28 protein-coding genes are annotated in these 23,319 nt (G+C 63.3%); 21 read left to right on the plus strand and 7 right to left on the minus strand.

Annotated features, from left to right (window positions below):
• Positions 1-295: 295 nt before the first annotated feature.
• The 5 genes from QMG25_RS07540 (at position 296) to QMG25_RS07560 (ending at position 5,420) form a co-directional block, all read left to right on the plus strand.
• Positions 296-730, plus strand: a complete 435-nt coding sequence (locus tag QMG25_RS07540) for a GPW/gp25 family protein (protein WP_283458853.1) — start codon at positions 296-298, stop codon at positions 728-730.
• On the plus strand, positions 727-3,303 hold the full coding sequence (locus QMG25_RS07545; RefSeq protein WP_283458855.1) for a baseplate J/gp47 family protein: 2,577 nt from the start codon (positions 727-729) through the stop codon (positions 3,301-3,303). The genes QMG25_RS07540 and QMG25_RS07545 overlap by 4 nt, the downstream gene beginning before the upstream one ends.
• Positions 3,296-3,937, plus strand: coding sequence for a phage tail protein (locus QMG25_RS07550; RefSeq protein WP_283458857.1), 642 nt, complete (start codon positions 3,296-3,298; stop codon positions 3,935-3,937). The genes QMG25_RS07545 and QMG25_RS07550 overlap by 8 nt, the downstream gene beginning before the upstream one ends.
• Positions 3,934-4,404 carry a hypothetical protein gene (locus QMG25_RS07555; RefSeq protein ID WP_283458859.1) on the plus strand — a complete coding sequence of 157 codons (471 nt, stop codon included), beginning with the start codon at positions 3,934-3,936 and terminating at the stop codon, positions 4,402-4,404. Before QMG25_RS07550 ends, QMG25_RS07555 begins: the two co-directional genes overlap by 4 nt.
• Positions 4,405-4,508: 104 nt before the next feature.
• On the plus strand, positions 4,509-5,420 hold the full coding sequence (locus QMG25_RS07560) for an IPT/TIG domain-containing protein (protein ID WP_283458860.1): 912 nt from the start codon (positions 4,509-4,511) through the stop codon (positions 5,418-5,420).
• On the opposite strand, the gene QMG25_RS07565 is transcribed toward QMG25_RS07560, so the two are convergent.
• The 4 genes from QMG25_RS07565 to QMG25_RS07580 all read right to left on the minus strand — a co-directional run bounded on the left by QMG25_RS07565 (position 5,389) and on the right by QMG25_RS07580 (position 8,415).
• On the minus strand, positions 5,389-6,177 hold the full coding sequence (locus QMG25_RS07565) for a hypothetical protein (protein WP_283458862.1): 789 nt from the start codon (positions 6,175-6,177) through the stop codon (positions 5,389-5,391). The genes QMG25_RS07560 and QMG25_RS07565 overlap by 32 nt on opposite strands.
• A gap of 1 nt (position 6,178) precedes the next feature.
• Positions 6,179-6,361, minus strand: coding sequence for a hypothetical protein (locus QMG25_RS07570; protein ID WP_283458864.1), 183 nt, complete (start codon positions 6,359-6,361; stop codon positions 6,179-6,181).
• 119 nt (positions 6,362-6,480) lie between these two features.
• The gene (locus QMG25_RS07575) at positions 6,481-7,098 is read right to left on the minus strand and encodes an isochorismatase family protein (protein WP_283458865.1); all 618 of its coding nucleotides are present in this window, start codon (positions 7,096-7,098) and stop codon (positions 6,481-6,483) included.
• Between the two features lie 15 nt (positions 7,099-7,113).
• A complete protein-coding gene (locus QMG25_RS07580) occupies positions 7,114-8,415 on the minus strand; it encodes a nicotinate phosphoribosyltransferase (protein ID WP_502866368.1) in 1,302 nt (433 codons plus the stop codon).
• Positions 8,416-8,491: 76 nt separating this feature from the next.
• On the opposite strand from QMG25_RS07580, the gene clpS reads away from it, so the two are divergent.
• From clpS to rdgB, 7 genes are all read left to right on the plus strand, one after another.
• On the plus strand, positions 8,492-8,797 hold the full coding sequence (clpS, locus tag QMG25_RS07585) for an ATP-dependent Clp protease adapter ClpS (protein WP_283458867.1): 306 nt from the start codon (positions 8,492-8,494) through the stop codon (positions 8,795-8,797).
• Entirely contained in the window at positions 8,790-9,356 is a 567-nt protein-coding gene (locus tag QMG25_RS07590; RefSeq protein WP_283458869.1) for a DUF2017 domain-containing protein, read from the plus strand. The genes clpS and QMG25_RS07590 overlap by 8 nt, the downstream gene beginning before the upstream one ends.
• Before the next feature lie 61 nt (positions 9,357-9,417).
• A complete protein-coding gene (murI, locus tag QMG25_RS07595) occupies positions 9,418-10,455 on the plus strand; it encodes a glutamate racemase (RefSeq protein WP_283458871.1) in 1,038 nt (345 codons plus the stop codon).
• Complete coding sequence (locus QMG25_RS07600) at positions 10,452-11,249, plus strand: MBL fold metallo-hydrolase (RefSeq protein WP_283458873.1); 798 nt, start codon at positions 10,452-10,454, stop codon at positions 11,247-11,249. Before murI ends, QMG25_RS07600 begins: the two co-directional genes overlap by 4 nt.
• A gap of 160 nt (positions 11,250-11,409) precedes the next feature.
• Positions 11,410-11,949: a hypothetical protein gene (locus QMG25_RS07605; RefSeq protein WP_283458875.1), complete on the plus strand. Its 540-nt coding sequence runs from the start codon at positions 11,410-11,412 to the stop codon at positions 11,947-11,949.
• A gap of 31 nt (positions 11,950-11,980) precedes the next feature.
• Complete coding sequence (gene rph / locus QMG25_RS07610) at positions 11,981-12,727, plus strand: ribonuclease PH (RefSeq protein WP_283458877.1); 747 nt, start codon at positions 11,981-11,983, stop codon at positions 12,725-12,727.
• Positions 12,727-13,347 carry an RdgB/HAM1 family non-canonical purine NTP pyrophosphatase gene (gene rdgB / locus QMG25_RS07615; RefSeq protein WP_283458879.1) on the plus strand — a complete coding sequence of 207 codons (621 nt, stop codon included), beginning with the start codon at positions 12,727-12,729 and terminating at the stop codon, positions 13,345-13,347. The genes rph and rdgB overlap by 1 nt, the downstream gene beginning before the upstream one ends.
• A gap of 169 nt (positions 13,348-13,516) precedes the next feature.
• Here the strand turns inward: rdgB and QMG25_RS07620 are convergent, their stop codons facing one another.
• Complete coding sequence (locus QMG25_RS07620; protein WP_283458881.1) at positions 13,517-14,218, minus strand: DedA family protein; 702 nt, start codon at positions 14,216-14,218, stop codon at positions 13,517-13,519.
• A gap of 180 nt (positions 14,219-14,398) precedes the next feature.
• Here QMG25_RS07620 and QMG25_RS07625 point away from each other — a divergent pair, with 180 nt between their 5' ends.
• The 5 genes from QMG25_RS07625 to QMG25_RS07645 all read left to right on the plus strand — a co-directional run bounded on the left by QMG25_RS07625 (position 14,399) and on the right by QMG25_RS07645 (position 18,280).
• On the plus strand, positions 14,399-14,830 hold the full coding sequence (locus QMG25_RS07625) for a GntR family transcriptional regulator (RefSeq protein ID WP_283458883.1): 432 nt from the start codon (positions 14,399-14,401) through the stop codon (positions 14,828-14,830).
• On the plus strand, positions 14,827-15,771 hold the full coding sequence (locus QMG25_RS07630; RefSeq protein ID WP_283458885.1) for an ATP-binding cassette domain-containing protein: 945 nt from the start codon (positions 14,827-14,829) through the stop codon (positions 15,769-15,771). Before QMG25_RS07625 ends, QMG25_RS07630 begins: the two co-directional genes overlap by 4 nt.
• On the plus strand, positions 15,768-16,457 hold the full coding sequence (locus QMG25_RS07635) for a hypothetical protein (protein WP_283458887.1): 690 nt from the start codon (positions 15,768-15,770) through the stop codon (positions 16,455-16,457). The genes QMG25_RS07630 and QMG25_RS07635 overlap by 4 nt, the downstream gene beginning before the upstream one ends.
• A gap of 75 nt (positions 16,458-16,532) precedes the next feature.
• Positions 16,533-17,531, plus strand: coding sequence for a 3'-5' exonuclease (locus tag QMG25_RS07640; protein ID WP_283458889.1), 999 nt, complete (start codon positions 16,533-16,535; stop codon positions 17,529-17,531).
• Between the two features lie 143 nt (positions 17,532-17,674).
• On the plus strand, positions 17,675-18,280 hold the full coding sequence (locus QMG25_RS07645) for a DUF4395 domain-containing protein (protein WP_349307116.1): 606 nt from the start codon (positions 17,675-17,677) through the stop codon (positions 18,278-18,280).
• Between the two features lie 42 nt (positions 18,281-18,322).
• Here the strand turns inward: QMG25_RS07645 and tnpC are convergent, their stop codons facing one another.
• A complete protein-coding gene (tnpC, locus tag QMG25_RS07650; protein WP_283458891.1) occupies positions 18,323-19,750 on the minus strand; it encodes an IS66 family transposase in 1,428 nt (475 codons plus the stop codon).
• 114 nt (positions 19,751-19,864) lie between these two features.
• Positions 19,865-20,956 (minus strand): ADP-ribosylglycohydrolase family protein, encoded by a 1,092-nt coding sequence (locus QMG25_RS07655; protein WP_283458893.1) that lies wholly within the window; start codon positions 20,954-20,956, stop codon positions 19,865-19,867.
• A gap of 85 nt (positions 20,957-21,041) precedes the next feature.
• Here QMG25_RS07655 and QMG25_RS07660 point away from each other — a divergent pair, with 85 nt between their 5' ends.
• The 4 genes from QMG25_RS07660 (at position 21,042) to QMG25_RS07675 (ending at position 23,313) form a co-directional block, all read left to right on the plus strand.
• A complete protein-coding gene (locus QMG25_RS07660) occupies positions 21,042-21,398 on the plus strand; it encodes a YidH family protein (protein WP_283458895.1) in 357 nt (118 codons plus the stop codon).
• A 16-nt stretch (positions 21,399-21,414) separates the two neighbouring features.
• Positions 21,415-21,819 (plus strand): DUF202 domain-containing protein, encoded by a 405-nt coding sequence (locus tag QMG25_RS07665; RefSeq protein ID WP_283458897.1) that lies wholly within the window; start codon positions 21,415-21,417, stop codon positions 21,817-21,819.
• A 69-nt stretch (positions 21,820-21,888) separates the two neighbouring features.
• Positions 21,889-22,851, plus strand: coding sequence for an aquaporin (locus QMG25_RS07670; RefSeq protein ID WP_283458899.1), 963 nt, complete (start codon positions 21,889-21,891; stop codon positions 22,849-22,851).
• Positions 22,852-22,950: 99 nt separating this feature from the next.
• Complete coding sequence (locus QMG25_RS07675; RefSeq protein WP_283458901.1) at positions 22,951-23,313, plus strand: SdpI family protein; 363 nt, start codon at positions 22,951-22,953, stop codon at positions 23,311-23,313.
• The last annotated feature ends 6 nt before the right edge of the window (positions 23,314-23,319 follow it).

Raw genomic sequence — 23,319 nt, forward strand, 5'->3', positions numbered from 1 at the left:
ACGATGGCAGTGTTGTCAACGTTCCGTCCCAAACGTGGGTGCGGATCAATTCCTCGCCTGTGCTTGTTGAAGCTGATCCGCAAGGACGGGGCATACGAATGTGTCCCAACATGGGTGTCAACATCAAACCGTGCACCTTGACGCTGGCCGTGCACCATGGCTATTCGGGGTTCATCCGGATCGGCCGGCAGGCAATTTGTCTTGACTCTGTCGAAGGCTTCACCGATGGGACGCCGCCAGGCTCTGTGATGTACACAGTCCGCGCTCCGGGGCAGCTGTTCGTGGAGGCGGCACGATGAATCAGCCCCGCTACCGTTCACTGATGCTGGTTCATCCGGACTTTGATGCCGCACAGGGCCCTGCCGGGTTGCGCGTTGGTGCCGGCGGCAGGCTGGCCACTGTTCACGATGCTGTTTCGGTGCGGCAGGCGGTGCTGCTGCTGCTGAGTACGCGGCCAGGGGAACGCATCAACCGGCCTGACTATGGCTGCTACCTGTTTCGGCTGGCGTTCGCGCCGAACGATGACACCACGGCGGGCCTGGCCATCCACTATGTCGCCCGTGCCCTTGAACGGTGGGAGAAGCGGATAATCGTGCTTTCACTTGACGCAGCTGGGACTCCCGACGATCCGTCTCTGCTGGAAGTGCGGTTGCGCTATCGGGTCAGGGCCTCTGCGCATGAAGACGACATCGCCATTGTGGTCCCCGTTGAGACAAGAGGTGCAGGATGAGCATCCCCATCCCCAATCTGGACGACCGCTCCTTTGCCGACCTGGTGGAAAGTGCGCGCGAACGGATCCGGCAGATTGACCCGGACTGGACCGACCTGTCAGTGCATGATCCAGGCATGGTCCTCATTGAAGCGTTTGCGCATCTCACCGACATGCTCATGTACAGGCTCAACAGGGTGCCGGAGAAACTCTATGCGGTCTACCTGAACCTGCTGGGAACAGCACTTCGGCCACCCAGTGCTGCCGAAACGATCCTTGAATTTACCCGTGTCGCCGCCGGCGGCAACGAGATGCTCATTCCACGCGGCACCCAGGTGGGTGGTGCGCCCGGTCTCCCAGGCACGCCGCAACCATTGTTTGTCACGACGGCCGACGGGGTGCTGCCGGCCAACGCCGCGGGTGTCAAAATCCACGCGGTGGATGCGACTTTTTACGATGCCGTTCTCATCGGAACCGGGACGGGCCGTCCCGGACAGACGTTCACCCTGCCCAACTCACCAGCAGTTTCGGGCCCGGGCATGGCCATCGCAGTGGAAGTGTCCGATGGTTCTGAACTTGTCAGCGGGGAGGCGGTTCTGGTGGATGGTGCGGCTTACAGATATTGCCGCGAGGTGGAGGCTTTCGCCGATGCGCGACCGGGTGAGACGGCAGTCCGCGTTGACCGGTCATCGGGCACCATCTCGTTCGCTTGGTGGAACGGGACTGACCATGACCGCCCAGGTGTGCCGGCCCCCGGTGCCCAGATACGGGCGTGGTACCGCTGTGGGGGCGGCGAACGGGGCAATGTTGCCGCTGGAAATTTGTCAGTCCTGCGCACACAAATCTCCGGTTTGCGGGTCAGCAACCCGGAGCCTGCCACGGGGGGCCGTGAGGCGGAGCCATTGCAGGACGCCCTGCGCCGGGCGCCACAGGACTTCCAGGCCCGTGACCGGGCCGTCACGGCGCGGGACTATGAAGCGCTCGCGGTTCGCAATGGGGCAGTGGCCAGAAGCCGGGCCTTTACGCGGAAGGACGCGTGGGAGTTCGCCAACCCGGGGGAAGTCGAGGTGGTCCTGGTGCCCCAGATCCCGGACGTGTCCAGGCCGGATGGACGCGTCGATGCCGAGTCCCTGGCCGCGCATGAACGGGAGGACGTGCGTCTGGAGGTGGAGCGGTATCTGCAGGAGCGGGCGACGATCGGGGCCCAGCCTGTTGTCCGGTGGGGGCTGTACAAACAGGTGCTGGTTCAGGCGATTGTCGTGGTGCGCCCGGAAGAGGACCCGGAGGCCGTCAGAACCCGCATATCCCGACGTTTGGCGCAGTCCATCAATCCATTGCCGACGGGCCTGCCAGGCTACGGCTCCGGTTTCGGGAAGGCGCTGAGGGTGTCAAATCTCTTCCGTATCATGGAGGAAGCCGAACCGGGCGTGAAATACGTTGAGTCTGTGCGGCTTCGACTGGACAAGGCTCCCGACTCCGACGCCGCCGCACTTGTCCAGGCCCAGGGGCAGCCCAGGACATGGTTTGTGGCGCAGAATGGCATCCTCTTCCGGACCACCAATTCGGCAGCCGGGTGGGAAGCCTGCGGTGAGTTTCCGAGGGAGGTGATCCGTGCGGTTGCACCGTTCCCCACGTTCGGTCCCGGCGGTTCCGGGGGAAACGCGCATCCTGGAAAAGTTGCTGTGGCCACCAGCTCGGGCCAGGGCTCCCGGGTGTACATCAGTGATGATCTGGGCGAGAGTTGGCGCCGTGCCGCCGAACTGGGGTTTCCGCTGTCGGATCTGGCCTGGGTGGACCGGAACGGACATGCGGAGCTGCTTGTGGTGGGTCAGAACGGACTGTACGAGCTTGGCGAGGAAGGCACGGTGCCCGTGCAAAACCTTGTGGATCCGGCTAAACCCGACCGTGGCTTCTACACCGTGGACTCCTTTGTTGATGTGCGCGGGAGAACCGGCGTCGTTGTCGCGGCTGAGGCGTCCGCGGGCATTTGGCTCTCTCCGGACGCAGGCGCTCCCGAAAGCTTTTACCAAATCAGGGATGCAGGGGAAGACGTGCGCTGCATGTCCGTGCAATATGAGGGCCCAACGACGTTCCTGTGGATGGGACGGTCCGTGGCCGAGGGCGATGGAACGGGGTGTGCACGGCTAAAAATCGATGAACTCGGGCGTACGAATTTTGATACCACGCTCCGGAACTCCTGGGAACAGTTGAGCCGGGGTTGGGGCGGGGGAAGCTGTTGGGGCATGAACATAGTTGGTGATTCAGCCTATGCTGCAACGCAGAGCGGAGGCGTACTGCGCCTGAGGCTCGGCGGCGGCCAGCCTTCATGGGAACAGTGCGATGTAAACTGCGGCCTTCCGCTGCGTGACCGGGCCCGGTTTGAACCCGTCAGATCAGTTTCCGGGGCCATCCGGGATGATGGTGCCCCGCTGGTCATCGCCGCGGGCCCCCGTGGGGTGTACTTGTGTGGCGATGCGGCACCCGATTGGGAAAATTGCGGTTCCCGCGTGGTCTCTGACGTTGTGACAATTCCAGAAACCTGGCTGTTTTGTTCAGGAGATCACCGGGTGGAGGTGATGCGGGAGCATGGCTAGTGTCCCATTGCTGCCGCTGTTGCCTGAGGTCTTTCAGGTTTGCGCACCGGCCAGCGCACCGCTGCGGGCGATTGCCGCTGTTGCCGGGGACATGCACGTGCCGATTCACGAGGTGCTCGATTCCGTGGACCGGCTGGTGGACCCCTTCAGAACACCTGACACTTTGCTCGGATACCTGTCCCGGTGGGTTGATCTTGACTGGCTGACGCTGCCGGACCCGGGATCCGTGGAGGGTGCGGCTCTGGGCATTCCGTCCGTCCGGCAACGCGATCTGATAGCCAATGCTGCTGATTTGTCGGCACGCCGGGGCACCCCAGGCGGATTGCTGAGGTTTCTCCAGCTTGCCACCGGACTCGAAGGGTTCGAGATTGACGTTGATCCTTCGTCATTCCACCTGCAGGTCCGCATTCCCTCCGCCGCTTTCGATCAAATCGAGATTGTCCGGCGAATTGTGTGGGGAGTAAAACCTGCCCACGTCACCGCAGAGGTTCTGGGAAAGGACAAGGGCGGGGCCGGCGGCCCGGCGGTCGCTTCGGACGTGGCAGAATCCGGCGCGGCAGCAGCAGAAACAGTCCCCGACCGTCCATCCGCGCCCCCACGCAGTGCATCAGGCGGGAAGGTGGAAATCCCATGAGTGAGAGCAACCGCAAACCGGTCATTGCAGCGATCGTGTGTGCTGCGGTGGCGCTTGCCGTGTGGGGGACAGGCATGGGCGCGGGCGCAGGAAACACTTCCGGGAGCGGCGGCTGGCAGGACGCGCTGTCAGGCATGCACAAGAGACAAGTGCTCCGTCCGCAGGATTTGAAGTTGCTGACAGGATCTTGTGTCACGAGCGGACATACTGTGACCGTGCAGGGAGCATGCACCTTTTCCGTGGAGAAATTCGGCGGATCCTTCAACCTGGGCCCACCCACCAAAGAAGCCAAAATGGTTGTTCTCAGTGGCTCTGTCCACCTGGAAATGCAGATCGAGGGAGTTTCGGCCACCCAAAATCTGGCCGCTGGGAAGAACACACAGGTGACTTTTGGAACCTCCGGCGGATCACTGACAGTGCTGTGCACCTCAATTGACTGTGCCCTTGCACTCGTCCCGGACGGATGACCAGGTAAAGATTCAGTACGCCGCCGGCCAGGCTGTGGCCAACGCCCGGCACATGGCGCAAAATGAAGTTCAGGGACCTGCGGCGCTCGCACCAGGAGGATGGCATGAAAAAGATCTCGATGACCCTAAGTTCACCCACCGTGGCCTTGACTGACGGCAAAGGGGCACTGACAGTGTCCGTTACCAACAGCGCCCCGACGCCGGAAAGGGTGGTTCTCGGAGCATTCTCAGACTCCCCGCCGGCGGCCGGTGGGGCAGCGGCCCCCACATGGACGACGGTCACTGAACCGCAGCGCACGGTCGAGCCCGGGGCAACTGTCCAGTACGACGTCAAGTTCGACACCACGGGAGCTGAGCCGGGAAGCTATCCCATCAAGTTCATCCCCTATTCGGCTGATCAAGCCCCTGAGGAATATGCGGAGCTGGCCGCCGTCATTCAACTTGTGGTGCCCCCGAAAGCCCCGGCAGCTCCGCCCAAGCGCTTTCCCTGGCTTTTGGTTGCGGGAGCCGCCGTTGTCATAGTATTGCTGGCTGCCGGCTCGATCTGGTTTTTCACATCACGGGATTCAACACCTGAGGCCGCGGTATCACCGAGCACGGCTCCCAGTGCACCGGCCCTGCAACTGACCTCCGTAGTTCCTGCCGCCGGCCCCCAAGCAGGTGGCACCGCCGTTAAGCTCCTGGGGCGGTTTCGAGAGCCGACAGTTGTGGTGCTCGGCGGTGTGAACATTTCCGGGACACTGGTCAGCAATACTGAATTTTCGTTCGTCACCCCACCGCAAATACCTGCGGGAAAGGTGCTGCTGGAAGTGCGCAGCGATGGTGTGCTGATAGGTGCTTCCATCTTTGAATACACCCAACCCGGCGGATCCACAGTCCAGCCAACCTTTATCTGCGCGAAAGTAAAGGATTGCTTCTTGATTCAAAAGAATGTACGGGACCTTGAGCCTGGTATTCCGTTGCCACCGAAGGAAATTCCCGGTCTTAGAGAGAATCTGCAGGTTGGGAATCGGTAAATGATGCGCTGACGCGGATGGCATTGACAATGGCCGGTATTGACCAGATCAGCATGATCAGGGCCCAAATCAATGCCACCACACCAACGACGATGGCCCAAAACTGGTCCCCGATGGATACGACCGGTCCGGGCAGGAAACCGTGGATGATGCCGAGGACCAGCTGCAGCAGTACGGACAGGACAACCAGAACCACCAGGCCCTTGATGCGCAGGAACCTCGGCTGGGCAAGAATGAGCAGCACGCCGACGGCAATTTTCAGCAGCAGCAGCAGTCCAAGGACGAGGGCGGCCCTGTGGATGGGGAAACTGCCCCACAACGCCAGGTAGGCAATGGTGCCAAACGGCATAGCGACAAACAAGGCGATCATCAGAAACAGCTTCACGACGGCCTGGAGGATTGTCAGGAAACACATCAGGATCCACAACGCGCACACAATGAGTGTGACCAGCCCCTGAATGCGGCCGTAGAGGCGCAGGGGCATGACAAGGCTGGCCCCGAGCAGGAGGAGGGTGAAAAGCAGCAAGCCGTCCAGCAGTGCAAGCGACCCCACCCCGGCACCCAGCGAGTCCGCAGGTCCTGAGCCGGATTCCACGTCAACGCCGGCAGGCATCCCAAGCCCGTTCGCCGTCGCCGTGCCGGGCTGGACGGAGCCTGCGGCAATTAACGCAGCTCCCAGTTCCACCATAATCACCAGAACCATGAGCGCGAGGGCAATGATGAAGAAGGGTCGGCGAAGGCCCCCCTCAACGGTCAAGTCAGTCTGTCTGGCCGTGGGTAACGTAGGAAAGGATGAGGAACACCCCGGCGAAGACCACGAGCGCCGCACCCACAACAATCAGCCACACGCTGGGGAGGACGATGCCAATGATGAGCAGGATGACTCCGAGAACAATTCCCAGCATCCAAGTGATTCGTCCGCGCGCAAATATGCCGACCATGACTACCTCCCATTAAACCAAGAAATCCATGGTATAAGAATAACATCGGTGTCCCCGCCCGGATCGGCCGGCCGGGACATTCTTTGGGCCGTTCAACGCCGCCACGGGTGCGGCGTTGCCTATTTGACCTCCACGCCCGCATCCACAAGTTCCTCGAGGGCTTCCTCGGCGGCGTCGGCATCAATGCCGACAACGAAGTCGCGCAGCACCGTGGTGTTGTAGCCGGCGTTGACGGCGTCCAAGGCCGTGGCACGGACGCAGTGGTCGGTGGCGATGCCCACGACAACGACGTCGTCGATGTCGTTTTCACGCAGCCAATCGTCGAGGCTGACAGGGAATTCATTGCCGTCCTCGACTGATTCGTGGGCTTCACGCTCGCCCACGGCAACTTCGTCCTCGGGGGCGAGGAGTCCGTCAAAACCGGAGTAGCCGGCGTCGTACTTGCCTTTGCGGAAGTAGGCGTCGATGTCCTCGGTGTCCAAGTTGCGGTGCAGGGCGGCGCCCTTGGAACCGGCGACACAGTGCTCTGGCCAGCTGGTGCTGTAGTCGGGCGTTTGTGAGAAGTGGCTGCCCGGATCCACATGCCAGTCCTGGGTGGCGACAACAAAGTCAAAGTCCGTGGTTTCGGCCAGCATTTCGGTAATTTCACCCGCCAGCGCAGCGCCCCCGGCCACGGCGAGCGAGCCTCCTTCACAAAAGTCGTTCTGGACATCAACAATAATCAGGGCCTTGGCCATGAATAACTCCTCTTGCTAAACGGTTGCTGTTTCGTGTTCGTATTCGGTGGGAATGACAGGTTCACCGCGCTGCAGGCGCTTCGCGGCACCGGGCATTTCCGCCATGGATGCGGTGTGGCGGGCCGTGGCACGCACCACGCCCTCGGGGCCTGTCCAGCCGGGCAGCACTTCTCCGTCCTTGACGAATTGTTCAAGCAGCGGGCGGTCGTTGCCGTCCCCGGCGGGGCGGTGGCCAATGCCCACGGCCTCCGAGGTGGCGATGCCGCGCGCATTCAGGCGGCGCACGGCGTACTTCCGCCCACCCACACTGGCCTTGTTCTTGGCTGCCTTGGCAACGGAGACAAACTCTCCATTGTCATCCTCGCGCGAGACCAGCTTGTAGACCATGGAGGCCGTGGGGGCACCCGAGCCCGTGACCAGGGAGGTGCCCACGCCGTAGGAGTCCACGGGGGCCGCGGCCAGGGCTGCAATGGCAAACTCGTCAAGGTCGCTCGTCACGGTGATGCGCGTATTGGTGTTGCCGAGCGAGTCAAGCAGGGCCCGGACGTCGCGCGCCTGGGCCAGCAGGTCCCCTGAATCCAACCGGACGCCGCCCAAGGAGGTCCCGGCGATGGCGACGGCTTTGCGGACGGCGGCTTCGACGTCGTACGTGTCAACCAGCAGCGTGGTCCCGGCACCCATGGAGCCGATCTGTGCGCGGAAGGCGGCTTCCTCGGAGTCGTGCAGCAGGGTGAAGGAATGGGCGGCCGTTCCCTGGGTAAGGACGCCGTAGCGCAGTCCGCATTCGAGGTTGGAGGTGCTGTGGAAGCCAGCAATCACTGCCGCGCGGGAAGCCGCCACCGCCGACTCCTCGTGGGTGCGGCGCGAGCCCATCTCAATGCAGGGGCGTGCGCCGGCGGCGGTGATCATGCGGGAGGCCGCCGAGGCGATGGCGGAATCGTGGTTGAGCACCGAGAGCACGTACGTCTCCAGGATGCAGGCCTCGGCAAACGTGGATTCGATGGTCAAAATGGGCGAACTGGGAAAATAAAGTTCGCCCTCTGCGTAACCGTAAATGTCCCCCGAGAACTTGAAATCGGCCAACCACGCCAGAGTTTCGTCATTGACAATCTCATTCGTGGCAAGGAAATTCAGCTCGTCCGGACCAAAACGGAAGTGCTCCAAACCTTCAAGCAACCGGCCCGTTCCCCCTACAACGCCGTAGCCGCGACCATCAGGCAGGCGGCGGGCAAAGGCCTCAAACACGCTGCGGCGGTGCGCGGCGCCGGAGTGCAGGGCGGCCTGAAGCATTGTCAGTTCGTAGTGATCCGTAAACAATGATGTGCGGGGGTGGCCCCAGCTTGATGGCGTAGTCACGGAATTCACTGTAGTGCGGCAACACTAGAATGGACACATGAGTGTCAGCACAGCCCCGGAAACAGACCGGGAAGTCTCAACCAGCGAACTCATCTCCCCGGACATTCCGTGGGAATTAATCGTGTGGAACGACCCGGTTAATTTGATGAGCTATGTCAGTTACGTCTTCCAAAGCTACTTCGGTTATTCCGAGTCGAAGGCGGCGAAACTGATGCTGGAAGTCCATACCGAGGGCAGGTCCGCCGTGGCCCACGGAGCCAAGGAAAAGATGGAGGCCCACGTGGTGGCCATGCATGGATTCGGCCTGTGGGCGACAGTGCAGAAGGGCGGCGACCGTGGCTAAGGCCTTTTCCGCCGGCCGGCGCGGCATCACCGGTTTCCTCGAAGGCCCCGAGCGCGACCTCATCCGCAAGCTTTTCGCAGACATCATCACCATGCTGGAACCGGAAACGCCCGCATCCAGCGACCCCTTGGCCGCCTTGATCGGCCTCGACATGGATGTGCGCGTCCCCACCGATCCGGCCCTGTTGCGCCTGCTGCCCGACGCCGTGAAGAACGACGACGACTCCGCCCTCGAGTTTCGCCAGCTCACCGAACGCTCGCTGCGCGAAACCAAGATTGGGGCCCTGCGCGCCGCTTCCCTCGGGCTCGAAAGCGACAAGCTGGTGTTGGACCCGGAGCAGGCCAAGCTGTGGTCCATGGCGTTGAACGACGTCCGCCTGGTGCTGGCGGAGCGACTGGCCATTCGCGACGAAGGCGATGCCGAGCGGGTGCACCTGGTGCAGGACTGGGGCGAGGCGGACGACGTCGAAAGTTACCTCAGCCTTGTCTACAACTTTGTCTCGTGGCTGCAGGAAAGCCTTGTCCAAGCCATGCTGGTGGCGCTGCAACGCGGCAAGTGAGTGTGTCCTTGGGCGCATTTGCAGCTGCCGGACGGGCAAAGGAACTAATGTTGGAACGATCATGAGCACAACACGAGGAACAGTCCCGGGGATCCAAGCCCACGCCGGAGGTCAGCCAAGCGACGTGGCCGGACGGGCCATTGGAATTTTCGATTCCGGCGTCGGCGGGCTGACGGTGGCGCGCGCCGTCATTGACCAGCTGCCGAACGAATCAATCCTGTATGTGGGGGACACCGCCAACGGACCCTACGGCCCGCTGCCCATCGCCGAGGTCAGGGCCAATGCGCTGGGCGTCATGGACGAATTGGTGGACTCCGGGGTCAAGCTGCTGGTCATCGCCTGCAACTCCGCGTCGGCCGCCGTGCTGCGCGACGCCCGGGAAAGGTACACGGCCCGCTACGGGATCCCCGTCATTGAAGTCATCCAGCCTGCCGTGCGCCGCGCCGTGGCAGCCACCCGTACCGGCCACGTCGGTGTCATCGGCACGGTGGCCACGGTAGGTTCGCGCGCCTACGAAGACACCTTTGCCGCGGCCCCGAACCTCAACATCACCTCGGTGGCCTGCCCGGACTTTGTGCGCTTTGTGGAATCCGGCATCACGGCCGGGGCCGAGCTGCTGTCCACGGCCGAGGCCTATTTGGCGCCGCTGAAGGCCGCCGAAGTGGACACCCTGGTGCTGGGATGCACGCACTACCCGCTGCTGACGGGCGTCATCTCCTACGTCATGGGGGACTCCGTGACCCTTGTCTCCAGTGCCGAGGAAACAGCCAAGGACGTGTACAGGGCCCTTGTCAGCCACGACCTGGAACGGGTCTGCCTCGAAGCACCCACGCACCAGTTCCTTTCCACCGGCGATGCCAACGGATTTGGCGTGTTGGCACGGCGGTTCCTCGGGCCGGAGGTGCGCGGCGTGGAGCAAGTCAGCCATGTTTCGGCGCACTATCCCACCGGATCGCTGGCCCGCATCACGCCCGACATGCTGGCCGCCGCCCGCGAAAACGGCCCGGGGTCCGGCTCGCACCGCGTCTCCAATTTTGTTTTGGGTGATTCGGTGGGCAGACTGGCTGTTCCGGGACATGGTGCGGGGGAGCAAACATGAAATTGACGATCGTTGGATGCAGCGGGTCCTTTCCCGGCCCGTCGTCGCCCGCGTCCTGCTACCTTGTGACCGCCCACGACGGCGAACGGCCCTGGCGGGTGCTCATTGACTTGGGCAGCGGAGCCTTGGGGGCCGTGCAAAAGTACATGGACTTGGAAGACATCGATGCGATCTTCCTGAGCCACCTGCACCCCGACCACTGCATGGACCTGTGCGGCCTGCACGTGGCTGTCAGGTGGGGCCCGGACGGCTGGAACCGCGGGCGGATTCCCGTCTGGGGCCCGGCTGCCACGGCCGACAGGTTGGCCACTGCCTACGGCTTTGATCTTGATCCGGGCATGCGCGAAGAGTTCGACTTCCAGCTGTGGCAGGAACGCGAACCGGTCACGGTGGGCCCGTTCAAGGTCACGCCCTTCACTGTCAACCACCCGGTGCCGGAAGCCTATGCGCTGCGCGTGGAAGTCGCTGAATACGACGGCACCGGCATGGACCGCACCGCCGTGCTCACGTACTCCGGGGACACCGACAGCTGCCAAGGCTTGGAAGACGCTGCCCGGAACGCCGATTTCTTCCTGTGCGAAGCCGCCTTTGAAGAGGGCCGGGACGACCACATCAAAAACGTCCACCTGACGGGCAAGCGTGCTGGCGAAGCAGCAACGCGCGCCAACGTCAAGCGCCTCCTGCTGACCCACCTCCCCGTGTGGACCAGCGCCAACACGGTGGTCGCCGAGGCTCGCGAGGTCTACTCGGGCGAGGTGGCCGCGGCCGTGGCCGGCGTTCACTACACCATCTGAGCCTGTCCCCGGTGTGGGTGTTGCCCCTGCGGCGGCATTCGGACGCGCATGGAAAAGATCGTCCCAAAGGAGCATCGTTTTGATGCAGCACGGCGGATAGGCTCGAAGGCAGGCAAGGACGGCAGGCGCCGTCGAACTTGATCTGCAAAGGATGACAACCATGACTGAGATGCCGCGCTACAACCCCGAATCCGAGCCTTACCGGCAGTCGGCTGCGTCCGCCGCCGCGCCGACGGCCCCGCCTGTCATGAACACGATCTATTTCATGTTGCTGGGTGCGGCCGTGCTGCAGGTCATATCCGCTATTTTTGGCCTGCTCAATGCCGGTTCCGAGGCTTTTCGCACGCAGATCGTCGACCAGTTGACAGCCCAAAACCCATCCGGAGTCACCCCTGAAGTGATCGATGTGACAGTGGCCTTCGCGGTGGGCGGCATCATCGTGGTGAGTGTGCTGGCCGTGGCCGGTTACATCGTGATTGGCCTGTTCGTCAAGAAGGGCATGGGCTGGGCCCGCATTGTCGGGGCGATCCTTGCCGTTGTGGCGTTGAGCCAGCTCATCGGACTGACCATGCCCGGCGGCATTGTCACCATCCTGCAGATCTTGCTGGGCCTGGCAGCCATGGTGCTGTGTTTCATCCAGCCAGCAGCCGGCTTCTTCACCGCGCGAAAGAACTTCCGCATGGCCAACAAGGTCCGGTAACGGAAAGCCCCTCGCCCAGTAGGCTTGGTCCATGACTTCAAGTGAATCTGCCACCTTGCGCGCCGACGGCCGCACCAATAACCAACTCCGCGACATCACCATCACCCGCGGCTGGTCCAAACAAGCCGAAGGCTCGGCCCTGATCGAGTTCGGCAACACCCGCGTGCTGTGCACCGCATCCCTGACCCCCGGAGTCCCGCGCTGGCTCAAGGGCGAAGGCACCGGCTGGGTCACGGCCGAATACGCCATGTTGCCGCGCGCCACGAACACCCGCAACTCCCGCGAATCCGTCAAAGGCAAGATCGGCGGACGCACGCATGAGATCTCACGCTTGATCGGCCGCTCGCTGCGCTCCATCATCGACACCAAGGCACTGGGCGAAAACACGATCGTGCTCGACTGCGACGTTCTCCAGGCCGACGGCGGGACCCGCACCGCAGCGATCACAGGAGCCTTTGTGGCCCTGGCCGACGCCATCGCCTACGCCAAGGAAAACAAGCTGATCGCCAAGAACGCCCAGCCGCTCATCGACACTGTCTCGGCCATCTCGGTGGGCATTATCGACGGCGTGCCCATGCTTGACCTGCCCTACGTCGAGGACGTCCGCGCCGAGACGGACATGAACGTGGTTGTCACCGGTTCCGGCAAGTTCGTCGAAGTCCAAGGCACTGCCGAAGGAGCCCCCTTCGACCGCGAAGAACTGAACCAGCTGCTCGACCTGGCCCTCATCGGCACCACGGAGCTGGCCCGGATCCAGCGCGACACCCTCGCCGGCTGATGACGGCGCCCAAACTCATCCTGGCCACCCACAACCAGGGCAAGCTGCGCGAGTTGCGCGAACTGTTGCGCGGGCAGGTGCCGGGTCTTGACGTGGACACCGACGTGCTCGACGCCGGTGCCATCCAAGCGCCGGATGTCGCCGAAACCGGGGTGACCTTTGCGGAAAACGCCTTGTTGAAGGCCCGCGCCGTGGCAGCGTTCAGCGGCGTCCTGGCCGTCGCCGACGACTCGGGACTGGCCGTTGACGTGTTGGGCGGGGCGCCGGGGATTTTCTCGGCCCGCTGGGCGGGACGCCACGGCGACGACGAGGCGAACTTGGCGCTGCTGCTGGCTCAACTGGCCGACATTGGCACGGGTCACCGCAGCGCCCGCTTTGTCTGCGCAGCTGCCCTGGCAGGGCCGGACGCCGCCCTGGATGTGGTGGAGGAAGGAACCTTGGAGGGAACCCTGCTGCACCAACCCCGCGGCGAGGGCGGTTTCGGCTACGACCCCATCCTGGTGCCGCAAGGCCTGGAAAAGTCCTGCGCCGAGCTGACAGCAAAGGAAAAGAACGCGATCAGCCACCGCGGCAATGCGTTCAGGGCACTGCTGCCGCACCTGGTGAAGGCGCTGTCCTAGAAATACTGGCCCGGCCTGCCGGTCCGGAATTCCATGCTGCAGTTGTTGGACGAAAAACCGCTAAAATGGGTGATTTTCGTCCAACAACTGCGTCATAGATCTTGGGGTGGGTACAAAACGAAAGCGACCCCGGGCAGACTGTCCGGGGTCGCTTTCGTGCGCTGAAAGCTTAGACCTTCGGTGATTTCTTGCCATGCTTGACCAGGGCCCTGATGAATTCAATGGCAATGGGGATGACGGAGAGGGCAACGATGGCGATGAAGATGATGTCGAGGTTGTCACGCACCCAGGGCACTTTATTGCCCAATATGTAGCCCAGCAACGTGACACCGCCAGCCCACAGGACCGCCCCAATCGCATTGAAAAGCACAAACTTGCGCATGTCCATCTTGGCCACGCCCACTATGACAGGGACAAAGGTGCGCACAATCGGCACGAAACGGGCCAGGATCAGCGCCTTGCCACCGTGTTTTTCGAAGAAAGCATGTGCACTGTCGACGTGCTGTTTCTTGAAGAGTTTGGAGTCGGGCTTGTTGAAGATGGCCGGACCGGCTTTTAGCCCGATGTAGTAGCCGAGCTGATTACCCGCGAAGGCACAGACCATCAGCATGCCCATGAGCAACCAAATGTTGACGGGCATTTTTCCCGTGCTGACCAGCAGGCCGGCGGTAAACAGCAGCGAGTCGCCGGGGAGGAAGAAGCCCACCAGCAGGCCCGTCTCGGCAAAGATGATGGCGCAGGCGATGATGACCACCCAAAAGCCCAGTGCCGAGTTGTCCAAAATCTTCATGGGGTCGAGCCAGTCCGGCAGCAGGCCGAGCGACGGAACGGCTCCGTGTCCCACGAGCGCGGGAAGGACAGAGTCAGTCATAGCGGTAAGTATCACGAACCAAGATTACGTTACTTCCCTGCACGGAACCTCCACCCGGAGGATGACTTTGTTCCTTGGGGTTGCCACGTACCGAAATGGTTGTATGGTTAGTTGCATGACTAAGCAACCAACGAGGCTACGGGGAGGCCTCTTCTCCGGTGGACGGGGGAGTGGCCGGCCATGATTGACGACACCCGGCCAATTTTCCTGCAGATAGCGGAAATGGTCGAAAACGACATCGTTGACGGCGTCCTGGCCGAAGAGGCGCAGGTCCCCTCCACCAACGAGTTTGCCGCCTTCCACCGGATCAACCCAGCCACCGCCGCCAAGGGTGTCAACCGCCTTGTGGACGACGGAATCCTTTACAAGAAAAGGGGAATCGGCATGTTTGTTGCCACCGGAGCCCGGGCCGTCCTTGTCGCCCGGCGCCGAGAGGACTTTTACGAACAATTTGTCCGGCCGTTGGCCAGCGAAGCCCGCAAGCTGGGCATCGACCATGGCCAGCTCGCCGCCATGCTGGCCCGCGAAAGCGACGCCGGCCTCGAAAACACCAGCCACGAAAGTGCAGGCCTCGAAGGTGCAGGCACAGGATGGAAAGCAGGAGCCCTATGAGCACGCCAGTAGTCCAGGTGCAAGACCTTTGCCGAAACTATCGTGACGTCTTGGCCCTTGACCATGTCAGCCTCAGCTTGGAGCAGGACAAAATCTACGGTCTGCTGGGGCGCAACGTCGCCGGCAAGACCACCCTCATGTCCATCATGACGGCGCAGGGCTTTGCCAGCTCCGGTTCGGTGCGAGTCTTTGGCGAGGCGCCCTACGAGAATGAAAAGGTGCTGAGCCGGATCTGCTTTATCCGCGAATCGCAAAAGTACCCCGACGACTTCAAGCCAATGCACGCCTTCAGGGCTGCGGCGATCTTTTACAAGAACTGGGACAACGAGCTGGCCCTGCGCCTGGCGAAGGACTTTCAGCTTCCCATGAAGCGCCGCATCAAGAAGCTTTCGCGCGGCCAGCTTTCGGCCGTGGGCGTCATCATCGGGTTGGCCTCGCGGGCTGAACTGACATTCTTTGACGAGCCCTACCTGGGGTTGGACGCTGTGGCCCGGCAGTTGTTTTACGACCGGCTGCTGGCGGACTACGCGGAGTTCCCCCGCACCATCGTGCTGTCCTCCCACCTGATCGACGAAGTGGCGAATCTGCTTGAACACATCATCATCATCGACCAAGGCCGGATCATCGTTGACGACGATGCCGAGAATATCCGCGGCCAGGCCGTCAACGTTGCAGGCACTGCCACACGGGTGGACGCCTTCACGGCAGGCAGGACGATCCTGCACCGGGAACAGCTGGGCGCCTTGCAATCGGTCACCCTCGACGGAGCCCTGAGCGCTGCTGAACGCCGGGAGGCACACGAGCTGGGGCTTGAAATCGGGCCCGTCTCACTGCAGCAATTTGTCATACGGAAAACGCTCGACGTCGGGTTGTCTCCCGATGATCTCGAGCAGGACGCACAGGGGTCGGACAGCAAGACCCGGACGGGAGTGGCACGATGAATCGCGCAGTGGGAGTTGCGAAGATGCAGCTCATCAACAAATGGACGTTTTTGGGCATACCGGCCGTCATCATTGCCGGCTCGTTCCTGCTCAGTGCAGTGATCTGGGCACTGATACCGGACTCGGTGGGCGTGAAGTACTCCGGCGCCGGCCAGGCGGTCATGTGGTACTTCTTCGGCTTGGGCATCCAGTCCCTGACGCTGTCCTTCCCCTTCTCCCAGGGCTTGAGCGTGAGCCGGCGGAACTTCTTCCTGGGCACGGTGGGATTGTTCACGGTGCTTGCGGCGGCCATTTCAGCCTTCTATGTGATCCTTGGCTTCGTGGAACAGGCCACGAACGGGTGGGGACTGCAAGGACGCATGTTCGCCATCTCCTGGGTGGCGGACAGGTTTTGGTTCAGCCAGTGGTTCTTCTACTTCGTGCTGATGATGTTCTTGTTCCTGCTCGGTTTCTGGGCGGCCACCGTCTACAAGCGCTGGCAGGCCACGGGCGTCCTCGTCATGAGCCTGTCGGCGGCCGTGTTGTTGGTCGGGGCCGTGGCACTGATCACCCTGCAGGGCTGGTGGCCCGCCGTGGGCGCGTGGATCATCACGCTCACGCCACTCTCGATCGGTGCGCTGGCGTTCGCGTTCGTGCTCGTCTTGGGCTTCGCGGCCTTCACCACCCTGCGCCGAGCCACACCCTAGCTGCACACCGACGGGCCTGTGACGGGGGGCTTCGTCGATGCGTTCGGTGTCGGGGCGGGGGAGTAGCCTTGGGGGGTGGCTCTGGACTTTACTGCAATCGATTTTGAAACCGCCAACGGATTTAGGGGCTCGCCCTGCTCCGTGGGTTTGACGAAGGTACGCGGCGGGGTGGTTGTCGACGAGGGCTACTGGCTCATGCGCCCGCCCGAGGGCCACGACCACTTTGACTCGCGCAACATCACCATCCACGGCATCACGCCCGACGACGTCGGCACGGCGCCGCGCTTCAGGGATGTCTTCCCCGAGGTGCACAGGTTCATTGGCGGTGATGCCCTGGTGGCACACAACGCCGCCTTTGACATTGGCGTGATCCGCTCGGCCGCGGAAGTCTCGCACATGCCCTCACCTGCCTTTGACTACGCCTGCACAGTGATTCTTTCCCGCAAGAACTATGCACTGCCTTCCTACTCGCTGCCGTTTGTGGCCGAGGCGGCTGGTGTGCCGCTGCTCAACCACCACGACGCCACCGAGGATGCCCGCGCGTGCGCCGGGATCATGGTGGACATTGCCGGCAAACACGGTTCGTCCAGCGTGCAGGAGGTCTTTGGCTCGATGAAGCTGGCCATGCCGCACGTCGATGCCTACGACCCTTCCCGGGACGGGCTGTCCAAGGCCACGCGCTCGGCGCTGGAAAAAATGGCGGAGATGAAGGCCGGGATTGCTGCCGGAACAGCCCGCGGGGGACGCTCCAGCTGGTCCACCGAAGGGCCCAACCCCGTCCCGAACCCGCAAGCCGACACCTCCCACCCCCTGTACGGCCAAACGGTGGTGTTCACCGGCGACCTTGGCTTGGACCGGCCCGAGGCCAAGGTGCGGGCCGCCGGCCACGGAGCCCAGTGCGCCAGCAGCGTCACCCGCAAAACCACTGTGCTGGTGGTGGGCGGCGGTTTCACGGCCAGCGACCTGCGCAGCGGTCGGCTCACCACCAAGGCACACAGGGTGTTGGAGCTCCAGCGCCGCGGGCAGGGCATTGAGGTGCTTTCGGAGGGCGAATTCATGCAGATGGTGGGCTAGGACGCCGATGTGGTCATTCGCGCCTGATATTTCGGGGCGCGGATGACCAGATCGGGCGCATATCCCGACCTTGGATGCCACAAGGCTGTCATGCTGCGCAACAATCCTTCAGCGCGGGGGTCCCTGAGACCTACTGTGGGCTTATGAGCCAGCAAACCCGTCCCGCCGCCAGCTTCGCGTCCACTGACTTCAGCCAACTCCCGGACACGGTACAGGCTCCGGACCCCGTCCAAGCTCAGAACCCGCTCCAAGCTCCCGTACCCGGAAAGCTCGGTCGGATTTTTGCCTTCCCGAACCCCGTGAACGAACATGCCGCCCGGTTCACTGCAGGCCTTGTGGTGGTCCTTGCACTGACTGCCGTGGTGGCCCGGCTCGACTGGTTGGTGGGGCTCATCGCTGCAGGCTTTGTGCTGCGGGTGGCTTTTGGGCCGCGCATTTCCCCGGCCGCCCTGCTGTCGGTGCAGGTGTTGGCCCCGCTGGTGGGCGAACCCAAGCTGGTGCCCGGACCGCCCAAGCGTTTTGCCCAGGGCATCGGTGCTGTTTTGTCGATCGCGGCATTCGTCCTGCTGCTGGCCGGGGCATCGTTGGCGGGCTGGACCCTGATCCTGACGCTGGTGGTGGCCGCGTCGCTGGAGGCCTTCATCGGCTTGTGCGTTGGCTGCATCATTTTTGGTGTGCTGCAACGCCGCGGACTGATTCCCGCCGGCGCCTGCGAGGAATGCGCCAACTTCACCCTCCGAAAAGGCTGAGCCTATTTGTAACCACTCAGGTGGTTTTTGGTGGGGCCGGAGCTAGCTGATGGCGGGTTGCCAGGGGTTGCCGTTGTGGAGCATGACCATTGCGTCGAACGCTGCCTGGCCTTGTTTGGCGGCGGTGGAGAAGTAGGAGCGCAACCGGCAGAATGCTTCGGCTCCGGGCATGCTCCGCAGTCCGCCGGAGACTTTCATCTTGATCTTCAACGGCCGGATATCTCGCTCGGAGCCGTTGTTCGTGAAGGGGACGCGCAGGTCGGTGGCGAAGCGCAGCACTTCTTCCCGGTGCCCGTCGAGGCGGTCGAGGAGGTTGACGTGTTTGGGTCTTTTCGTGGCGTGCGTGCCCGGTGAGAAGCTGGGGTTTTCCGCCCACCCCGCCCGGATGAACTCGTCGTATCGTCGCTGGTACTTCGCCAACAGGTCCGGGGCTAAGGCTGTCCCTCCGATCTCCCGGGCCCGGTGGGCGACACGGTTGATCTCCGCCAGCAACCGCTCCATCCCCACCGCCCAACCTTCCTGCCCGTCCCTTTCGGAGGCGGCCACCAGTTCACGGGAGAGGTGCGCGCAACAGGCCGCGTGGAGGACATCCAGGTTCCAATAAGGCCTAAAGAAGTCAGTGACCAGCACGGTCGCCGGCGCCAGTTTCGTCAGCACCCCGGCGTCCTCCATCCCGGCGTATCCGCGCTTGGGGGAAACCGTGTACCGGGTCAGGGAATCGGTGCGGGACGCGTGGACCCAGACCAGTTTCCCGTTCACCCGGATCCCCGTCTCGTCAGCACCGAGTACGTCCGCGGCGGTCAATCCCCGCACCAGGGCCTCATCAAAGCCGTCCAGGCCGGCGGCCGCTTCACCCTGCCAGGTGACCAAGGAGCCTTGGCTGACCGGTGCCCCGACGACTTCGCCCATCAATTGCGCGGCGCGTTCCAGGGGAAGGTGCTGGACGGTAAGGAGGTAGACGCCCAGGGCCCGGACCCGGGGCCCGTACTGGGCCGGGGCACCAACCCCGGCAGGAACCTCCGCCATGCTCACGTGCCCGCACGAACACCGCAGGTGCCGGATCCGGTGCTCGGTGATCCACACCTTGATCGGGGGCAGGTCAAAGACCTGCCGGGATTCGGTGGAGACCACCGGGGCGCCCGCCAATGATTCCCCGCATCCGCCGCATACCAATGGTTCATGGACCAGAACCTCATCCGGGGCCGTGACCCGCTCCAGGCTGTGGCCCTTATGGCCGGTCTGCCCGCCCGAGGGCCGGTCCGTCTTTTGCCGCAGGGATTTCGGGGCAGGCTTCTCATAGCCCTCACTGCTCGGCGGCTTCGATGAATTCCGTGGCGACTGCCCCAACCGGGCTTCCAACTCCGCTACCCGTTCCGTCAGGACCTTGTTCGCCCGCTGCAGCTCAGCCACCAGCAATCGCAGCTGAACATTCTCAGCAACCAGATCTTCATAAGACGGTGACGTGCTCACACCCTCAGCATCCGCCCCCAGCGGCGCAAGTCAACGAGGCGCGCCGCCAACCACCAAAACCACCTGAGTGGTTACGCCTATTTGCAGGCCCTTTTCCCCGGCCGTTTTCGTGGGCTATTCCCCTGTGGTGAGCTTGATGAACTCGGCGCCGAGGTGGCGGATGAGCTGGGGCGCTTCGCACAGCTTCAACCACGACGGCGGCAACGCAGCTTCCCCGTACAGCGCCCCGAGGATGTTCCCGGCAATGGCGCCGGTGGAGTCGGAGTCCCCGCTGTGGTTCACGGCCAGGCGCAGCGCGTCCAGAAAGTGTTCCACGGGTGAAACAGCATCCCTTTCCGTGGCCAACACACAATAGAGGGCAACGGCGAGGGCATCCTCGGCCACCCAGCCCAGCCCCAGCGCGTCGGTGAGGGATTCGCCGGCCAGCGGTTTGCCGTCGTGCGTGGAAAGGGTGAGGGCCAGCTCCAGGCGGGCCAACAAGTCGGCATCGGCGGCACGCTCGGCAGTTGCACGGTCGCGGGCGGACTCGGCGGCTGCCCGCAACGGCAGGCCAACGATGACGAGTTGGTGGATCAGCCAGCTGAACGCGCCGGAACTTTGGCGGGCGGAGGGGTGTCCGTGGGTCAGGGAAGCCGCGTCGGAGCTGACCTTGTACACGGTTTCGGCCTCAACGTTGGGCAGCAGGCCGTAGGGGGCCGAGCGCATGACCGTCCCGCAGCCCTTGGAATCAAGGTTCACGGGGCGGGCGGCGGTGCCCATCTCGCCCGTGGACAGGCCCGTCAAGCAGGCGTTGCCTGGGTGGCGCTGGTGGTGCAGCACGCTCTGCGAATCAATCCAGCGCGGCGCCTGCTCGGGGGCGTGGCCGGGAGCCGGAACGCCCTGGGTTTTCAGCCAGCGCAGGTAGGCCAGCCACTGGCAGGCATTGATGTCGGCACCGACACCGCCATTGGCCCACTCCAGCACGTCCAGAAGACCGTCGAGGGTGTAGAGCGTCATTTGGGTGTCGTCGGAAAAGTGCACGGTCCCCTTGGCCTGGCTCAGGTCCAGGAGCATCGAGGAGCCGTACTTGGCAGTGATTTGCTCCAGCGAGTCGAATTCCACTTGGTAGCCCAGTGAATCGCCCAGTGCACCGCCCATGAGCGTGCCCTGGACGCGGCTGGAAAAGCTGGCCGGGGAAGCTGCGGAGGTCTGCGCGGGATTGTTCATGGTTCCAATTTACCGTTCATGGGCTGCTGTGTGATCCCCAGTAGACTCATAGCTGGGCAACCACCACCAACGAATGAGGACATCCATGCGCGAGCCTGCTTGGCGAAGAACCGGCAAGACCCCGGACTACCGGTTTTCGCTGGCCAATGAGCGGACTTTTCTGGCGTGGGTGCGCACCGCGCTGGCACTGCTGGCCGGAGCCGTGGCCCTGGACCAACTCGCGCCGGAAATCGCGCCGACGGCCATCCGCGTCGTCTTGTGCGTGGTGCTGGCCATCATTGGAGCGGTGCTGGCCATTGTCAGCTACAGGCGCTGGGCGCATCAGGAACAAGCCATGCGCAGTGACGCGGAATTGCCGCACTCCTGGCTGATGCTCGGCATGACAGTGGTGGTGTCCGTGGCAGCCATTGTCTTCGCCGTCCTGATCCTGGTCCGTCCTTAGCATGGGCGCAGATGGCATGGGCGCGGCAGCGATCCCGGCCAGGGATCCAGGCCTGCAGCCTGAACGCACAGCCCTGTCTTGGCGGCGGACCATCATGAGCGCCGTCATTGCCAGCCTGTTGATTTGGCGCGGCTGGGCCCTGTCGCTGACGCGCGAGGGTTCGGCCGACGTCGCCGGGCTGTTTGTCCCCGGCCACTCCGCCCATGTCATTGGACTGGGAGTGTGCGCCGTGATGGCGAGCCTGACGACGATTGTTCTGGTGGTGTGCGCCTCCATTCGGATCCGCACCCTCCATGCCGGCGTTGGCGTGCTGGAGACGGCCGGGCACATTGCCCCGCCGGCTCTTATGTTACGCACAGCATCGATCGCTATAGTTGCTCTGGCTGCGGCCACTGTGGTGGCGCTGGTGCTGGGGTTTTAGACTCCCGCCACGGCCCCCGGGCTGCAACCCTGGAATTCATTACCCTTCCACGAAAAGGATCTTCACCCCATGACTACATCCGCAACGGCCACGGAACCGGCCTACCCGCTGAGCACCCGTGTTGCCATTGAAGGGCTGGGCAGCTTTTTCATTGTGTTTGCCGGGCTCGGCACCGCACTCTTCAGCGCCGGCGGGGCCGGCACCACGGTGGGCTTCGCCTACGGCCTGGCCATGGTGGCAGCCATTATTTCCTTCGGGCACATCTCCAACGGCTACTTCAACCCGGCGTTCTCGCTGGGCATGGCCGTTGCGGGTCGGCTGAAGTTCTCCGCCATGGTGCTGTATGTGGTGGCCCAGACGGTGGGCGCCCTGCTGGCCTCCGTCGTGTGGCTGGCCTTGATGCAGGTCATGCCCGCCGGCGCCACCCCCGAAACAGCCAAATTATTCGGCGCACTGGCCAACGGCTTTGATTCCCACTCGCCGTCGCAGGTGCCCATGGTGGGCGTGCTGATTGTGGAAATTGTTGCCGTCGCCGTGCTGACCGCCATGGTGCTGGGCGTCACTTCGGCGCGCAACAAGACGGCTCTGGGCCCCATTGCGATCGGGCTGGCCTTCGCCGTGGCCGTGGGCATCACCATGCCGCTGAGCAACGGGTCCCTGAACCCGGCCCGCGCCACCTCCGTGGTGTTCGTGGCCGACTCCTGGGCCCTTGGCCAGTTGTGGCTGTTCTGGCTGGCCCCGCTCTTTGGCGCCGCCCTGGCCGCCGCGATCTTCCGCTCCTTCGCCCCGTCGAGGGGGCCGGCAGTTGCCCTGCCTTCCGGGTTGCCCGCAGCGACGGACGACGCCGGTGCTGCCACGGCTGATGACGCTGGCGAACACACTGGCGCTCTTGCTGGCACGAGCGCAAACAACGGGGCACTATCCACTGCGAAGTCCACTTCGGGGTCCGCTTCCGGGCCGGCTTCGGAAGAAGTGTCGGAGGCTGGCGGAATCGACGACGCCCAGGAATTCTTCGACTCCCCTAAAAAGTAGTCCAGCAGCTTTTTTCACAGCCCGCACGGGGCGCCCGGCAACCCTCTTCGGTTCGGGCCCACTGTGCGGGCTGTCGGCATGAGCGGCTAGTGTTGCAACATGCTGATCTTTTCCCTGTTCTTCCTTGCGCTCTGCTCTTTGGGGGTTGCTGCGGTCAACCACGCTTGTGCCACCGGCAGGATCAAGAAGAACCCGTGGGTGGGGATTCGCACTTCCAAGACCATGGTGAATGAAGACACCTGGGAGGCCGGGCATCGCGCGGCCGTCCAGCCGATGTGGGTCAGCGGCATTGCGGCGGCGGCCATCTCACTGGCAGGACTGTTGTTCCTTGGCGCGCCCAGCACTCAATCCGTCATGGTTTTCATGGCCTGCGCACTGTTGGTGGTGGCCGTTCTTTACGGAGCCAAAGTGGCCAATGTTGCCGCCGTCGAAGCCCTGGTGGTGGAGTCTCCGCGTCGCTAGGACCAG

It is taken from the genome of Arthrobacter sp. H35-D1, from assembly GCF_030063185.1.
Classification (GTDB): domain Bacteria; phylum Actinomycetota; class Actinomycetes; order Actinomycetales; family Micrococcaceae; genus Specibacter.

Bases quoted from the DNA above. Each gene is read 5' to 3' on its own strand.
- QMG25_RS07570 (WP_283458864.1), bottom strand. From the start codon at position 6,361: ATGGTCGGCATATTTGCGCGCGGACGAATCACTTGGATGCTGGGAATT.
- QMG25_RS07605 (WP_283458875.1), top strand. From the start codon at position 11,410: ATGACTGAGATGCCGCGCTACAACCCCGAATCCGAGCCTTACCGGCAG.
- QMG25_RS07670 (WP_283458899.1), top strand. From the start codon at position 21,889: ATGACTACATCCGCAACGGCCACGGAACCGGCCTACCCGCTGAGCACC.
- QMG25_RS07560 (WP_283458860.1), top strand. From the start codon at position 4,509: ATGAAAAAGATCTCGATGACCCTAAGTTCACCCACCGTGGCCTTGACT.
- QMG25_RS07625 (WP_283458883.1), top strand. From the start codon at position 14,399: ATGATTGACGACACCCGGCCAATTTTCCTGCAGATAGCGGAAATGGTC.
- QMG25_RS07675 (WP_283458901.1), top strand. From the start codon at position 22,951: ATGCTGATCTTTTCCCTGTTCTTCCTTGCGCTCTGCTCTTTGGGGGTT.
- rdgB (WP_283458879.1), top strand. From the start codon at position 12,727: ATGACGGCGCCCAAACTCATCCTGGCCACCCACAACCAGGGCAAGCTG.
- rph (WP_283458877.1), top strand. From the start codon at position 11,981: ATGACTTCAAGTGAATCTGCCACCTTGCGCGCCGACGGCCGCACCAAT.
- QMG25_RS07655 (WP_283458893.1), bottom strand. From the start codon at position 20,956: ATGAACAATCCCGCGCAGACCTCCGCAGCTTCCCCGGCCAGCTTTTCC.
- clpS (WP_283458867.1), top strand. From the start codon at position 8,492: ATGAGTGTCAGCACAGCCCCGGAAACAGACCGGGAAGTCTCAACCAGC.
- QMG25_RS07545 (WP_283458855.1), top strand. From the start codon at position 727: ATGAGCATCCCCATCCCCAATCTGGACGACCGCTCCTTTGCCGACCTG.
- murI (WP_283458871.1), top strand. From the start codon at position 9,418: ATGAGCACAACACGAGGAACAGTCCCGGGGATCCAAGCCCACGCCGGA.
- QMG25_RS07550 (WP_283458857.1), top strand. From the start codon at position 3,296: ATGGCTAGTGTCCCATTGCTGCCGCTGTTGCCTGAGGTCTTTCAGGTT.
- QMG25_RS07555 (WP_283458859.1), top strand. From the start codon at position 3,934: ATGAGTGAGAGCAACCGCAAACCGGTCATTGCAGCGATCGTGTGTGCT.
- QMG25_RS07575 (WP_283458865.1), bottom strand. From the start codon at position 7,098: ATGGCCAAGGCCCTGATTATTGTTGATGTCCAGAACGACTTTTGTGAA.
- QMG25_RS07665 (WP_283458897.1), top strand. From the start codon at position 21,415: ATGGGCGCGGCAGCGATCCCGGCCAGGGATCCAGGCCTGCAGCCTGAA.
- QMG25_RS07635 (WP_283458887.1), top strand. From the start codon at position 15,768: ATGAATCGCGCAGTGGGAGTTGCGAAGATGCAGCTCATCAACAAATGG.
- QMG25_RS07620 (WP_283458881.1), bottom strand. From the start codon at position 14,218: ATGACTGACTCTGTCCTTCCCGCGCTCGTGGGACACGGAGCCGTTCCG.
- QMG25_RS07645 (WP_349307116.1), top strand. From the start codon at position 17,675: ATGAGCCAGCAAACCCGTCCCGCCGCCAGCTTCGCGTCCACTGACTTC.
- QMG25_RS07630 (WP_283458885.1), top strand. From the start codon at position 14,827: ATGAGCACGCCAGTAGTCCAGGTGCAAGACCTTTGCCGAAACTATCGT.
- QMG25_RS07660 (WP_283458895.1), top strand. From the start codon at position 21,042: ATGCGCGAGCCTGCTTGGCGAAGAACCGGCAAGACCCCGGACTACCGG.
- QMG25_RS07540 (WP_283458853.1), top strand. From the start codon at position 296: ATGAATCAGCCCCGCTACCGTTCACTGATGCTGGTTCATCCGGACTTT.
- QMG25_RS07600 (WP_283458873.1), top strand. From the start codon at position 10,452: ATGAAATTGACGATCGTTGGATGCAGCGGGTCCTTTCCCGGCCCGTCG.